The sequence below is a fragment of the Bradyrhizobium sp. WSM471 genome (assembly GCF_000244915.1).
GTDB lineage: Bacteria > Pseudomonadota > Alphaproteobacteria > Rhizobiales > Xanthobacteraceae > Bradyrhizobium.
The window spans coordinates 4,969,944-4,982,382 of the sequence record NZ_CM001442.1; the positions used below are offsets into that span (position 1 = coordinate 4,969,944).

The 12,439-nt window shown below is 64.6% G+C and carries 12 protein-coding genes; 3 read left to right on the forward strand and 9 right to left on the reverse strand.

Annotation, left to right across the window (positions count from 1 at the left end; translation table 11 throughout):
• Window positions 1–442: 442 nt before the first annotated feature.
• Entirely contained in the window at window positions 443–1,744 is a 1,302-nt protein-coding gene (locus BRA471DRAFT_RS22265) for a pilus assembly protein (protein WP_007611336.1), read from the forward strand.
• Between the two features lie 73 nt (window positions 1,745–1,817).
• Here the strand turns inward: BRA471DRAFT_RS22265 and BRA471DRAFT_RS22270 are convergent, their stop codons facing one another.
• Window positions 1,818–2,156 (reverse strand): phasin family protein, encoded by a 339-nt coding sequence (locus BRA471DRAFT_RS22270; RefSeq protein WP_007603238.1) that lies wholly within the window; start codon window positions 2,154–2,156, stop codon window positions 1,818–1,820.
• Window positions 2,157–2,543: 387 nt separating this feature from the next.
• Between BRA471DRAFT_RS22270 and BRA471DRAFT_RS22275 the strand changes: the two genes are divergently transcribed.
• Window positions 2,544–4,385 carry a D-alanyl-D-alanine carboxypeptidase gene (locus tag BRA471DRAFT_RS22275; protein WP_007611337.1) on the forward strand — a complete coding sequence of 614 codons (1,842 nt, stop codon included), beginning with the start codon at window positions 2,544–2,546 and terminating at the stop codon, window positions 4,383–4,385.
• A 224-nt stretch (window positions 4,386–4,609) separates the two neighbouring features.
• Here the strand turns inward: BRA471DRAFT_RS22275 and BRA471DRAFT_RS22280 are convergent, their stop codons facing one another.
• From BRA471DRAFT_RS22280 to BRA471DRAFT_RS22295, 4 genes are all read right to left on the reverse strand, one after another.
• Window positions 4,610–5,335: a DnaJ domain-containing protein gene (locus tag BRA471DRAFT_RS22280; protein WP_007611338.1), complete on the reverse strand. Its 726-nt coding sequence runs from the start codon at window positions 5,333–5,335 to the stop codon at window positions 4,610–4,612.
• A gap of 70 nt (window positions 5,336–5,405) precedes the next feature.
• On the reverse strand, window positions 5,406–6,155 hold the full coding sequence (locus tag BRA471DRAFT_RS22285; protein ID WP_007611342.1) for a hypothetical protein: 750 nt from the start codon (window positions 6,153–6,155) through the stop codon (window positions 5,406–5,408).
• A gap of 122 nt (window positions 6,156–6,277) precedes the next feature.
• Entirely contained in the window at window positions 6,278–7,138 is an 861-nt protein-coding gene (locus tag BRA471DRAFT_RS22290) for an alpha/beta fold hydrolase (RefSeq protein ID WP_007611343.1), read from the reverse strand.
• Window positions 7,139–7,482: 344 nt separating this feature from the next.
• Window positions 7,483–8,406 carry a division plane positioning ATPase MipZ gene (locus BRA471DRAFT_RS22295; RefSeq protein WP_007611348.1) on the reverse strand — a complete coding sequence of 308 codons (924 nt, stop codon included), beginning with the start codon at window positions 8,404–8,406 and terminating at the stop codon, window positions 7,483–7,485.
• 282 nt (window positions 8,407–8,688) lie between these two features.
• On the opposite strand from BRA471DRAFT_RS22295, the gene panC reads away from it, so the two are divergent.
• Complete coding sequence (panC, locus tag BRA471DRAFT_RS22300; protein WP_007611351.1) at window positions 8,689–9,540, forward strand: pantoate--beta-alanine ligase; 852 nt, start codon at window positions 8,689–8,691, stop codon at window positions 9,538–9,540.
• On the opposite strand, the gene BRA471DRAFT_RS22305 is transcribed toward panC, so the two are convergent.
• The 4 genes from BRA471DRAFT_RS22305 to BRA471DRAFT_RS22320 form a co-directional block, all read right to left on the reverse strand.
• Window positions 9,537–9,977: a DUF1489 family protein gene (locus BRA471DRAFT_RS22305; RefSeq protein ID WP_007603229.1), complete on the reverse strand. Its 441-nt coding sequence runs from the start codon at window positions 9,975–9,977 to the stop codon at window positions 9,537–9,539. The two genes, panC and BRA471DRAFT_RS22305, sit on opposite strands and share 4 nt — an antisense overlap.
• Window positions 9,978–10,019: 42 nt before the next feature.
• Window positions 10,020–10,985, reverse strand: coding sequence for a hypothetical protein (locus BRA471DRAFT_RS22310; RefSeq protein ID WP_007611352.1), 966 nt, complete (start codon window positions 10,983–10,985; stop codon window positions 10,020–10,022).
• Between the two features lie 159 nt (window positions 10,986–11,144).
• Window positions 11,145–11,348, reverse strand: a complete 204-nt coding sequence (locus BRA471DRAFT_RS22315) for a hypothetical protein (RefSeq protein ID WP_007611353.1) — start codon at window positions 11,346–11,348, stop codon at window positions 11,145–11,147.
• Window positions 11,349–11,676: 328 nt separating this feature from the next.
• Window positions 11,677–12,339, reverse strand: a complete 663-nt coding sequence (locus BRA471DRAFT_RS22320; protein ID WP_007611354.1) for a glutathione S-transferase family protein — start codon at window positions 12,337–12,339, stop codon at window positions 11,677–11,679.
• Window positions 12,340–12,439: the final 100 nt, after the last annotated feature.

Here is a 12,439-nt window from a genome sequence, read left to right on the forward strand (position 1 = left end):
AGACAGTTGCGGCATGGCTCAGGCGTTCAAATTCCCCACGGAAGCGTATAACGGTTCGCCGCGCAGCCCCGGCCTTCGGAGCTTCGCACAGGCGCACCGCCTTGTTGGATCGCCGCTTCCAGCCGGTCCGGTCCAAGCCGGATCGGCCTCACCGAATATGGGCCTGCCCCCGGCTCGCCGCAAGCGTGCGACAGCTCGGCCGATGCGGCCATGGCGGTCCCGATTCCCGGTCCGGGCGATCCTCACCAAGGTTAATCAATCCGGACTGATTTGACAAAAGCTTCCGCCCCGCCGGTTTAGAAGATGTTGACCAGGAACCCGGCCGGTAACGCGGCTGCGGCGGCTCCGCGCGGGTTATCTCCGGTTTTCTACGGACCCATTTACCCTGCGTTCAATGGCGTGGCGCGAAAACGGGCAAAGTCACAGATTTCCGGGAATCGTCATGTCTCGCCTGCCCTTCGTCAACTGTATTGTTGGTCGACACCTCTCCCGGTTTGCAGCGGCCGAACAAGGCAATATCGCCGTGATCTTCGCCATCGCGCTGCTCCCGGTTTTAGGCTTCGTCGGAGCTGCAATCGATTACAGCCGCGCGGCCCAGGCTCGTTCCGCAATGCAGGCGGCCCTCGATTCGACCTCGCTGATGGTCTCCAAGGATCTGTCGTCCGGCACCATCACGACATCGCAGATCAGCACCAAGGCGCAGGCTTATTTCAACGCCCTGTTCACCGCCACCAACTCCCTGCCGTCGGTCAGCATCGCGGCCACTTACACCGCAAGCACCAGCATGGGCTCCACCATCGAGGTCACCGGCACCGGCACCTACACGACCGCCTTCATGAAGGTCGCAGGCTTCCCGACGCTCGACGTCGGCGCCAATTCCACCAGCGCCTGGGGCCTGGTGCGCATGCGCGTGGCCTTGGTGCTCGACAACACGGGCTCGATGGCTGACGACGGCAAGATGGCGGCGATGCAAACCGCCGCGAAGAGCTTGGTCGACCAGCTCAGCCCACTCGCCAAGACCAATGGCGACGTCTACATCTCGATCGTTCCGTTTGCCAAGGACGTCAACGTCGGCGCCGGCAACTACAATAAGTACTGGGTCGATTTCAGCGATTGGGACGCGGCCCGCGGCACTAGGTCCGCCAACCACAACACGTGGACGGGATGCGTGGTCGACCGCGACCAGGACTATGACACCAAGAACACGACGCCCACGAGCGGCAACGCGGGAACGCTGTTCCCGGCCGAACAGTACTCCTACTGCGACACCGGCAATTCGTCCTATCTGCAGCCGATCATGCCGCTGAGCTACGACTGGAGCTCACTCAAGAGCCGGATCGACGCCATGAAGCCCACGGGCAACACCAACCAGGGCATTGGCCTCGCCTGGGGCTGGATGACGCTGTCGACCGGCGATCCCATGAACGCGCCAGCCAAAGATACCAACTACACCTACAAGGACGCGATCGTGCTGCTCTCCGACGGTCTCAATACCCAGAACCGCTGGTACAGCAACGCCTGGCAAATCGACGCGCGGCAGAAGAAGCTGTGCGACAACGCCAAGGCGGCGAACATCACGATCTATACGGTGCAGGTGAACACCGGCAGCGACCCGACCTCCAGCGTCCTGCAACATTGCGCGAGCGGCACCGACAAGTTCTATCTGGTCACGAAGGCAGATCAGACCGTCTCGGTGTTCAAGGACATCGGCACGTCGCTGTCCAAGCTGCGCGTGGCGCGCTGAGATCGACACGCCGCGACACAAAAAAAGCCCGGCTGCTGCAGCCGGGCTTTTGATTCCAGGACGTCAGGAAACGTTAGCTGGCGGCCGGAGTGAACTTCGACACGATGGTCTCGACCGGCTTGAACGCCTGCTTGGCGAGGTCGCTATAGAGGCCGGCGATCTTCTGCGATTCCGCGACGAAGGACTCGTAGGCGGAACGGGCGAATTCGGTCTGCGCTTCGACGGCCTTGTCCAGCGACTTCACGCCGGAAAGCTTCTCGACGAAGGACTTGGTGTCTTCGAACGACTTCTTCGTGTAGTCGCCATAGGCGCTGGCGATCGCCTGAAGGCCGTGCTGCATCGAGGTCGCGGAGGCGACGTACTGCTCGAAGTGCTCTTTCCCGTAGCCTTGAAAGTCTTCAACCTTGAACATTCGGAATCCTTTTCCCTAGCTCTCGTCGGGAAGCCCCGGCTCCCTGACTCTGCTCACAATTAGTGCAACGCACAAAAAAGTCAAGAATTTTGTGCGTCGCACAAAATTACATGCAAAATCGCAGAAATTCCCCAGGTTTCCCGCAATGGTTCCTTAAGCTTTTGGAAACCGCGGCCCCCTACTTTGATTCCCTGGACGTGTTCAGCTTCCAGAAGCGGCCGAAAGCCGTTGGAGAACATCACCTTAGCCAGAACAGCGGCTCAGGCCCAACGTCCCCCGCGGCCAATACCTGCGGAGGACAGCCTGAGCAGGTAATGATCCCGGGTCCCTTGGGCACAATTTCGCCTCACGAGCCGGTGATCAAGTCAGAAACGGGGACGGGGTTTCATGCTTCGTAAAAACTTGTCTTCTTCGCGCTTGGCGCGGGTTGGCGTTTTTGGGCTTCTTGCGGTCACTAGCGCAGTCATCTTCACCACCGACGCTGCCGAGGCGCGGCGCCACCGGCGTCACACCGCGCACCACCGCGTGCAGCACGATGTGTCCGAGAGTTCCAGCCCGAAATTCGCGTCGATCATCGTCGACGGCAATTCCGGCTCCGTGCTTCAGGCCACGAGCCCCGACGGGATCCGCCATCCGGCCTCGCTGACCAAGATCATGACGCTCTATCTACTGTTCGAGCGCCTCGAATCCGGCAAGATGAAGCTCGACACCGAGATGCCGGTGTCGCAGCACGCCGCCGATCAGGATCCGACCAAGCTGAACCTGCGTGCCGGCCAGACCATTCGCGTCGAGGACGCGATCAAGGGTCTCGTCACCCGTTCCGCCAACGACGCAGCCGTTGTGATCGCGGAAGCGATTGGCGGCGACGAGGACGACTTCGCCCAGATGATGACGCGCAAGGCGCGTTCGCTCGGCATGTCCAGGACGGTTTACCGCAACGCCAACGGCCTTCCCAACGACGAGCAGGTCACGACCGCGCGGGACCAGGCCACGCTCGGCCGCGCCATCCAGGAGCGCTTCCCGCGCTACTATCGCTATTTCGCGACCTCGACGTTCAACTGGCGCGGACAGTCGATCCGGAACCACAATCATCTGCTCGGGAATGTCGAGGGCGTGGACGGCATCAAGACCGGCTATACTCGCGCCTCCGGCTTCAATCTCGTGACCTCGATGCGCCGCGGCAACCGCCACCTGATCGGCGTGGTGCTGGGCGGCCGCAGCGGCGGCTCGCGCGACGCCATCATGCGCAACCTGCTTGCGGAGAACCTCGATAAGGCCGCGACCACCCACACCGTCGCGGCGGTCACCGAGCGCAGCGGCTCCGACGCCGCGGTCGAGGTTGCCGATGCATCGGACACCCCGGCCCGCTCCGCTCCGCAGGTTCAGGCTGCTGCTGCCCCTGCTCCCGAAGCAGCCCCGTCGCGTCTCGCCGCGCGCCTGTCGACGCTTGCGGCTGCGACTGCCGCGGTGCCGCCGGCTCAGCCCAGATATGAAGCCAACAGGCCTGAAGTTCGGCCGACAGAATCCAAGATCGAGCCTGCGCCGCTCACGAATGGCGTGATCTCGAGCCAGCCGCTCTCGATCATCCCCGGCTCGTCCGAGCCGATGAAGCCGGTCAGGGTCAAGACCGTCCAGGTCAAGGCCGGCGCGGTGAAGGTCGCCTCCGCCGCCCCGGCTCAGATCGCACCGCAGGTCACGAGCACGATCGCGTCGCGCTCCGACGTCGCCGAAACCTCCGGTGCCGTCGTCGCCCGCGCAGACCTTATCAACAAGCCGGAGGTCGCCAGCCAACCGGAAGCCCCGAGGGCCGAGATCGCCCGTACCGAGCTGCCGCGGCAGCCGGCGGGCTTCGGCACCGGTAACGGCATCCTCGGCGTATTGCCGGCCGCCGCACCCGCCCCGGCTGCTGCGAAGCTCGCGTCAGCCGACCCGGCGCTGCAGCCGATCCAAATGAGCGCCACCACCAAGCCGGTCGCCACCCACAGCGGCTGGATCGTCCAGGTCGGCGCGCTCGAGAGCGAGAACGAAGCCCAGCAGCGCATCGACGCGGCGCGCAGCTCGGCTCGCGGCCTGCTCAGCAAGGCCGACCCGTTCACCGAGCCGGTCGTCGCGAAAGACAATCGCAAGCTCTACCGCGCCCGCTTCGCCGGGCTCGACCGCGACCAGGCCGAAGCCGTCTGCCGCACCCTGAAGCGCGCCGATATCTCCTGCATGACCGTCCGCAACTGATCTTTCGCACCGCTCCAATGAAAATGCCCGCGCCTTGCGCGGGCATTTTCATTTTCGGGATGCGGTGACCGACGAGGCTGTTCCACGACAACCTCTCGTCAAGGATTTACGGTTAAAACTTTACGCAAGGGATCGACCACGCCGACAATGGCGGGCATCGGGGCGACGGCAAACAGAGCAAGCGGGGCTCACACGGGACGAGCGTTTGTAGCGTGGTGCCGGAGTTAGCCGTTATGCGTGCGAAGCAGAGTATCCTTGGCCTCGTTTACACGGGCAGCGAGATACGTCGAGCCCCCCTGGTCGGGATGCAGTTTCTTCATCAGGGACTTGTGAGCCCGGCTGATGTCGTCACGCCCCGCCCCAGGTTGCAGGCCAAGGATCTGATAGGCCTCCTCCGTCGTCATTTTGCCGGTCGCCACCGTGCGGCGCTGCCCCCTTGCCGCGTCGCCCTGCGCGTTCTGACGCCAAGCGGGAAACCGGCGGTCCAGATAGCTTTCAAGTAGGGCCACGCTCTCGGCATCGAACGCCGGGACCATTGCCAGCAGGGCCGCGAGATCGAACTCATCGAGATCACGCCCGGCGTGAGGCCCGGCGACGATCCGGCCTCCGAGCTGGCCGGAATCGTGATCGAGCCGCATGTCCAGGAATTGCGAGCGCACGCGCGAGGCCTGACCGGCCGGGCGCGTGGCGCCCCCCCCGAACAGCCCGCCGATATGGCCGAAGCCGGCGTTTGCCATCGGTGTCCAGCCTAGGAGCCCGGCGCCGAATATCCCGAGCGGGATCGCCACCACCAGTTCGCCCTTCAAACCCGTGAACGCTGCGACAGCCAGCGCGACCACGCCGCCACCGAACCTGATCGCGCGTGCCAGCACGGCCGGATTGGCCGAACGAAACATCTGGAGCAGCAGATAAAGGGTGATAATTGCGATAGCGCCGGCGATCAGGGTCATGGCCGGAATATAGTCGGCCTACCGCCAAAAAGCATCGTGTCCTTGCGCCCCCGCCGACCGCGCGCCAGCGCTACTTCATCTGGCCGATCAGCCTGGCCGCGCCACTGGCGGTCTTCGCCAATTGCAATAGCGCCTCGCGTCCGCCCGCCGCGTAGGCGGCGGCTGCGCGCAACAGCTCGCGCAACTGCGCCGCCGCGCCCGGATCGAACCGGCACCAGGCGCCGCCGGTCAGGCGCGCGATCTCGCGAAAGGCCTGCTCGGCCACCGCGTCATGGCCTTCCTGAAATACGAACACAGGCACCTTGAGCATGCCGAGCTCGCCAGCCTTGGCGCAGAGCTCGTCGACGTTCTCCTCCATGGCGTCGCCGACGAAGACGACGGCGCGCACGCCGGATGCGACGGCCTCGCGCCGCGCCTCGCTCAGCACCTTGCCGATCTGGGTGTCGCCGCCACGGCAATCGATCTTGCTCATCAGCGCCGCAAGCCTGGCGCTGTCGGAGATCCATCCCGTGGCGCGACACTCGTTGAAGCCGCGATAGTAGACGAGCCGGATGTCGAGACTGCCGAGCGCGGCGGTCTCACGGAACATGTCGGCCTGAAGCGCGCAAGCCATGTCCCAGGTCGGCTGCCGGCTCATCGTCGCATCCAGCGCGAAGATCAGCCGCCCCTTCGCACCGGGCGCATGCGGTGACAGCGCACGCGCGTTGGCGACGAAGGCGGCGATGTCCTCCGAGGTCGAGGTCCCCGCCTGCGGCACAGCGCCGCCTGGTTGCGCCGAGACGGCATCGCGGCCGCGCGGTTTGATGGGTTCGCCGGACATTTCCTTGACCCTTGCGTGAGCGGCTAATGTGGTCAGCACATGCAACCCGGTCAATGTGCAAAGCCCCCGCAGGCGTCAGCCGGCGGAGGCTTTGAAAATCGCTATCGACGACGAGGGCGGCGTCAGCTCTTGGCAGGCGCCATCAAAGCGACCGGCCCGGGCTCGAGAATCTTGGGCGGGGACGACTGCGTGTCGACCGGCGCCACTTCGCTATCGGTCGCGCTCAGGAACTTGTCGAGCATGCCCTGGATCGAGTTCTTGGCAGCGTCCGGACCGGTGTCGCGCATGTCGTTGTGCTGGAATTCGGTCTTCACGACCTGGATGCCGGCCTTCTCGCATTCCTCGTCGGTCGGGATCACGCCCGCATCGGCCTTGAACTGCGGATCGGTGGAGCGGAACGACAGGATCTTGAACTTGCCGGCGGTGACGAAGGGCACGCGAAGATTGTCGAGCGTGACGACCTTCTTGACCTCATCCGGATACTGCTTGGCGAAATACATCGTGATGTCGCCGCCCATGGAGTGGCCGACCATCGTCACCCTGTCGTAGTCGGCGTTGGGCTGAACCTTCTTCATCTCCTGCATGGCGAGATGGATGTTGGCGACGCCGCGCAGGATCTGCGGCAGCCGGCCGACATAGATCTCGCCGGGCTTGGTCACCATCGGAGGATCGGTCGGCAAGTCATGCTGGGGGCTGATGACGAGGTAGCCACGCGCGGCGAAAATGTTGGCGAGGAAGCCGTACTCGGTGTTCTTGACGGTGTTGCCGTGGTTGATCACGGCGACCGGCAACGTGATCATGCCGGCATTAGCCTGCATTTCCTTGTCACGACGGATCGCGATATCGACGGGCACCGCACGGTTGTCGCGCGAGGCATCGTAGAAGGTGATGGTCTCGTGCTTGATTGCCCACTTGCTCACCGTGAAATAGGCGACACCGCAGAGGGCACTGACCGAAACCAGAACGGCAATTCCACGCTTCATTTTCGTCCTCAGCCTCAGGCTCTTGCGGCCTGAATCCCTGTTGAAAATCGTGTTCTTCCGAGGCTCTTCGGCCCCTGGTCGCCTATTCCCTAATATATGTCACAGCAGCGTGACAGGAAGGCCAAATATTGTGAACCGGCAGCCCTTTCATTGTGCGGCGCACACGTTTCTTGGGCATCTCGCTCTCATACGGCTACGTCAGGGTGCACGTCACCTTCCGACGCAACCTGTCTCGTTCGGGTTCAATTTTGCAGTAAACGCGGGGTGAAAACGGTTGAGCGCGGGCTCGGTTCCCACGGGAGACCGGCCGCTTGATCGACTGGAAGTAGCGATATACCGCCGCCTCAGGCGCCGAGGATGTCGTGGACCTCAAGCGGCTTGTCGACCTGGCTGAACCACTCGGCACGGTTGGCGGCGCGGCGACGTCCGCGCTCGTCGAGCGGAAGCTTGAGCTGGCGGAGCAGGCTCGTCACCTCCTCCCGTGCGGTGAGATGGCCGAGATTGGGCCGCATGCCGAGGGTGGCCTCGTCGATCTCGTCCAGCGCGGTCAGGCCGCGCGGGAAGAACTCGCGATAGACGACGCGTTCGGCGAAGCCGTCGACGTAGCGGAAGCCGAGCCGCAGCGACAAATCCTTCAATCCCTCGGCAACGAGCTGCTTGTTGCGGGAGCCGAGCATCGACAGGCGGTTGCGCACGACGATCCAGTCGGTGGTCGCGCCGTCGAGCTGGCGACGCTTGCGCCTGACATCCCGCACCATCTCGGCGTAGTGGCTCTCGCCCGTCACCGCGTAATTGGCGGGATCGACGGTGCCGAGCACATCGAAATCGAGGAAGCTGTCGTTGATCGGGGTCACCAGCGTGTCGGCCATCGAGTGCGCAAGCCGCATCAGGTAGCTGTCGGTGCCGGGCGTATCGATGACAATGAAGTCGAAACTGCTCTCGACCGCCGAGACCGCCTCCATGAACTGGAGGAACTCCGAATTCTCGTTCTCGGCAACCTGCATGGTTTCGCCGAGCTTGATGCAGCGATGCAGCGGCAGTTCGAGGTCGAGCTTGGTGCGGCGCGCCCAGGCGGAACGGTTGTTGATGTAGTGAGTAAAGCTCTGCTGACGGCAGTCGAGGTCGATGGTGGCGACGCGCTGGCCGGCTTTCAGAAGCGCGACCGCGATGTGCAGGGCGGTCGTCGACTTGCCGGAGCCGCCCTTCTCGTTGCCGAGCACGACAACATGCGCCGAGCCGGACTGGCCTTGGCTAGCTTGCACAAGCATCGCGATCCTCAACACCCCTAACGAATATCTTCGAGTTGGCCGCGTCTGCGGTCAAGTGAAATGCGTGACAGGCAATACAAATCGCGGCACGCCGACCTTCATCATGAATCGCCGCGCCGCTTCGCGTCTGTGATCCAACCCACAATGCCGCGACCGCCTGTGCGGCTTTGCGCGGGATGCTGTGCCGCATCCGGATGCATGGCGTCCACGGTCGCCGCTTGTTAAGGTTAGCCTGCCGGGCGCCGGGACGCGCCCGTCGATTCCCAATCCCATCGAGTTCTGATGTCACGCAGCCCCTTGATCGCCCGCACGGCCCCCACCCTGCGACGCGCCGTCGGCAATCTTCGCAAGCGAAAGGCCACGATCGCGCTGGTCCCGACCATGGGAGCGCTCCATGACGGCCATGTGTCGCTGGTGCGCCTGGCCAGGCGGCGCGCGAGCCGCGTCGTGGTGTCGATCTTCGTCAACCCGACCCAGTTCGCGCCGACCGAGGATTTTGGCGCCTATCCGCGAACCTGGAAGGCCGATCTCGCCAGGCTCGCCGCCGAGGACGTCGATATCGTCTGGCATCCCGGCGCCGAGGCCATGTATCCGCAGGGCTTTGCCACCCGCATCGTGCCGGAGGGACCGGCGCTGGCCGGCCTCGAGGATCGCTTCCGCCCGCATTTCTTCGGCGGCGTCGCCACCGTCGTCGGCAAGCTGTTCACGCAGTGCCGGCCGGATGTCGCGATCTTCGGCGAGAAGGATTTTCAGCAGTTGCGGGTGGTGGCGCAGATGGCCCGCGACCTCGACCTCGGCGTCAAGGTGATCGGCTCCCGCACCGTGCGCGAACGCGACGGGCTAGCGATGTCCTCGCGCAACGTTTATTTGTCGCCACAGGAGCGGCAGACCGCGACCACGCTTTACCGCGCCATGAAGGAGAGCGCCGGGCGCATCCGCGCCGGCGAAGCGGTCGCGGCCGCAATGGCGCGCGGTGCCGCAATGATCACGACGGCCGGCTTTGAGCTCGACTATTTCGAAGTGCGCCATGCAGCGACCCTGGCACAGGTCAGCTCGCGCAACGACGGACCGTTGCGCATCCTGGTCGCGGCCAAGCTCGGCACGACCCGGCTGATCGACAATATCGCGGTTTAGAGCAGCCCGAGATCGCGCAGCTCGCGCCGCATCGGCTCCGGCATCGCCGCGATCGAGCCGGCGGCGGACTTGCCGAGATCGGGCGGCACCGAATCGTCGGCCAGGTAGCGCCAGCCCTGGAACGGGCGCATCGGCCGCGGCGACACCGGGATCACCTTCGGCTGCATCACGATCCGGCAGCGTCCGATGCCGTCCTTGTCGCGGAACGGCTCGATGCCGATGATCTTTTCGCGCGCGGCGACCTCGCCCTTGATCACCCAATAGAGCGACCCGCCGGACAGGATCTCGGCGTCGCGCTTGGGCACCATGCGGGTGATGTGGATGTGATGTTGCGGCAGACCCTTCTTCTTGGCGGTCTGCATTCGTTCGGCGGTCCACTCCTTCAATTCCTTGACGGATTCGCAGCCGACGGCGAGCTTGATCAGATGTAGTGGCATGCCCCAGCATTAGCCGGGCAGACACCCATTTGGAATGCCGATCTACTCGTTATCCGCAGCCGGGGGAGCCGCGGCCGGCGGCGCGAGCGGAACCGGTGCTGCCGCTGGCGCGCGCGCAGCCTTCGGCGCAGGCGGCTTCTTCGCGGCGGGAGCTGCGGCCTGTGCCGAGGCCGCCGCCGGGTGGCGCGGAGCCGCCGCGTTCCCGGTGGGCGCCGCCTGGCGGGTCGACGGCTCCGGATTCATGATGCTGACCGGCGGCGTCGACGAGGCACTCGGGAATTCCGCATTGGTCGGCTTGCCCGTCGGCATCGACGGCGGCAGTCCGGCGAGCGCGGCCGTGGCCGGCAACGATTGCGCGGCTGCAGGCGCATTCCAGGTCGGGGCGTAGCGCGCGACCAGCGTGTCGTACAGATGGGAATCCATGTTGGCGGCGACCTGCTGCTGGTCGGTCAGCGAGCGGAAGGCCGCACAGTCGAACTGCGTGCAGCCGTCGCGCACGACCAGCACCTGCGCGACCAGGCCGTAGCGATCACGCTCCAGCGATTTGCGCAGCACCTTGATATCGGGCGTCAGGCTCTTCTCGGCGGTCGCGGCATCGCCGAGCGCCGTCAGCCGGTCGATTCTGGCCGCGGTGGTGGAGACGGCCGCAGCCGCCGCGTCAGGCGCCCCGAACAGCGCTTTCTCGCAGCCAATGGCCACGGCATCGCCGGCGAGATCGTCGAGACAAGACAACGCCGGCAGGCTCGCGGTCATCGCGGCCTGTGCGCGCGCCTCGGTCGGCGTGGTCTGCCCCGCCGGTCCATCGACGCGCACGACAGCAGCCAGCGCGATGGCAATGGCAAGCAGCGTAACGACGGTCAGCGCGCCGTTGGCGACCGATCGCTCGGCGCGTAGCAGCGTGGCCAGGAGGATCAGTCCGAAGAAGCCGGCAGCCGCCAGCATCATCCACATCGGAAAGGCCGGCGAGCGCCAGATTTGGTCGAGCGATGAGGCCCATGCCCAGTTCATGCGCGACGTCCCCTCACGCGAGCAGAGAGCGAATGGTCAAAGCGAGTACCGAGAGTCGGCAACTGCCCCCGGCCCACCTTTTGAAGGTGAAGCGGGCCTTTTGACGGCGGCAGAATACAATTCCCCGGTGACGCGCCAATGCGCGGATAGCGTCGGCCTTCAGGACAGCGCGAGCTGGCTTTCCTTGGCGACGCGTTCGAAGGCTTCGGTCGAGCTCTTGATCCGGTACTGACAGTCGTCACCATCGGTCGGCAGGAGGCGGATGACCTCATACGAGCCGCTGGCAGCGGGGCGTGCGACATTGCTGGCGGTGAACAATACGCGCGCGCCAATAGGGAATTTGTGCTTCAACACCCTCTCCATCACTCAAACAACGCCTGCCACGCCCATGGTCCCACTGCGTCGGCCGGCCGGAAACCCGGCCGCTGTATAGCATGCGGCGGGCTTTTTTGGCCAGCAGTATGCGACATGGCAAACGTACGAATTTTGCAGTTATTTCAGAGTGATGCCGCCGGCCGATGATACCGCTGGAACCCGTTCTTCCGGGGTATGGGGCAAACGACCGTCGGGGCTGGCGTGATCCGCCGCCTTGGGCGGTTCCTGGGCCGCGAGGTCCCTCCTGCCGACCACTCGGGCGATCGAGCGCCGCCGGCTTGTTCGGCGTCAAGCGAGGCCCCATCGCAACCACGGATTACACGTTCTCGAACTTTTCGATGAGAAGCGTTTCGGCGAGCCCGTCCCGGGTCCATTCCTGGAACGCCGGCAGCGCCAGCATCGTGTCCATGTAGGCCTTGGTCTCCGGCGTGACCTCGATCGCGTAGGTGCGGAAGCGGTGCACGACCGGAGCATACATCGCATCCGCCGCGCCGAAGCGCCCGAACAGGAACGGTCCATTGGCGCCATACCGGGTCCGGCATTCGCGCCAGATCTCCTGCACGCGCGCGATATTGGCCTCAGCCTCCGCCGACAGCGTCACGGGGCGCACCGGGCGGTGCAGGTTCATGCCGCATTCGTTGCGAAGGGCCATGAAGCCGGAATGCATCTCGGCACACACCGAACGGGCATGGGCGCGGGCGGCGGCGTCGTCCGGCCACAGCTTCACTTCCGGATAGCGCTCGGCGATGTATTCGATGATGCTGAGCGAATCCCACACCGTGATGTCGCCGTCGAGCAGCACCGGCACCTTGCCGGCGCGGCTGAACGAGATGATCTGCTCCTTGTCCGCGGGATTGTCGGTGTAGAGCGGGATGAGGGTCTCCACGAACGGGATGTCGTTGGCGCGGAGCGCGAGCCAGGGCCGCATCGACCATGACGAGTAATTCTTGTTGCCGATTGCGAGTTTCAGCGCAGCCATGTCATCAGTCCTTCTCGATACGCCTTGAAACGAGCCGCTTTTAACGCCATCGCCTGCCGCCAATCAATCGTTGCTGCACCTCGCCATGCGTGGCAAGCGT

Excerpts from the sequence above, each read along its gene's own strand:
- BRA471DRAFT_RS22265 (WP_007611336.1), top strand. The coding sequence starts at position 443 with ATGTCTCGCCTGCCCTTCGTCAACTGTATTGTTGGTCGACACCTCTCC.
- BRA471DRAFT_RS22270 (WP_007603238.1), bottom strand. The coding sequence starts at position 2,156 with ATGTTCAAGGTTGAAGACTTTCAAGGCTACGGGAAAGAGCACTTCGAG.
- BRA471DRAFT_RS22275 (WP_007611337.1), top strand. The coding sequence starts at position 2,544 with ATGCTTCGTAAAAACTTGTCTTCTTCGCGCTTGGCGCGGGTTGGCGTT.
- BRA471DRAFT_RS22280 (WP_007611338.1), bottom strand. The coding sequence starts at position 5,335 with ATGACCCTGATCGCCGGCGCTATCGCAATTATCACCCTTTATCTGCTG.
- BRA471DRAFT_RS22285 (WP_007611342.1), bottom strand. The coding sequence starts at position 6,155 with ATGTCCGGCGAACCCATCAAACCGCGCGGCCGCGATGCCGTCTCGGCG.
- BRA471DRAFT_RS22290 (WP_007611343.1), bottom strand. The coding sequence starts at position 7,138 with ATGAAGCGTGGAATTGCCGTTCTGGTTTCGGTCAGTGCCCTCTGCGGT.
- BRA471DRAFT_RS22295 (WP_007611348.1), bottom strand. The coding sequence starts at position 8,406 with ATGCTTGTGCAAGCTAGCCAAGGCCAGTCCGGCTCGGCGCATGTTGTC.
- panC (WP_007611351.1), top strand. The coding sequence starts at position 8,689 with ATGTCACGCAGCCCCTTGATCGCCCGCACGGCCCCCACCCTGCGACGC.
- BRA471DRAFT_RS22305 (WP_007603229.1), bottom strand. The coding sequence starts at position 9,977 with ATGCCACTACATCTGATCAAGCTCGCCGTCGGCTGCGAATCCGTCAAG.
- BRA471DRAFT_RS22310 (WP_007611352.1), bottom strand. The coding sequence starts at position 10,985 with ATGAACTGGGCATGGGCCTCATCGCTCGACCAAATCTGGCGCTCGCCG.
- BRA471DRAFT_RS22315 (WP_007611353.1), bottom strand. The coding sequence starts at position 11,348 with ATGGAGAGGGTGTTGAAGCACAAATTCCCTATTGGCGCGCGCGTATTG.
- BRA471DRAFT_RS22320 (WP_007611354.1), bottom strand. The coding sequence starts at position 12,339 with ATGGCTGCGCTGAAACTCGCAATCGGCAACAAGAATTACTCGTCATGG.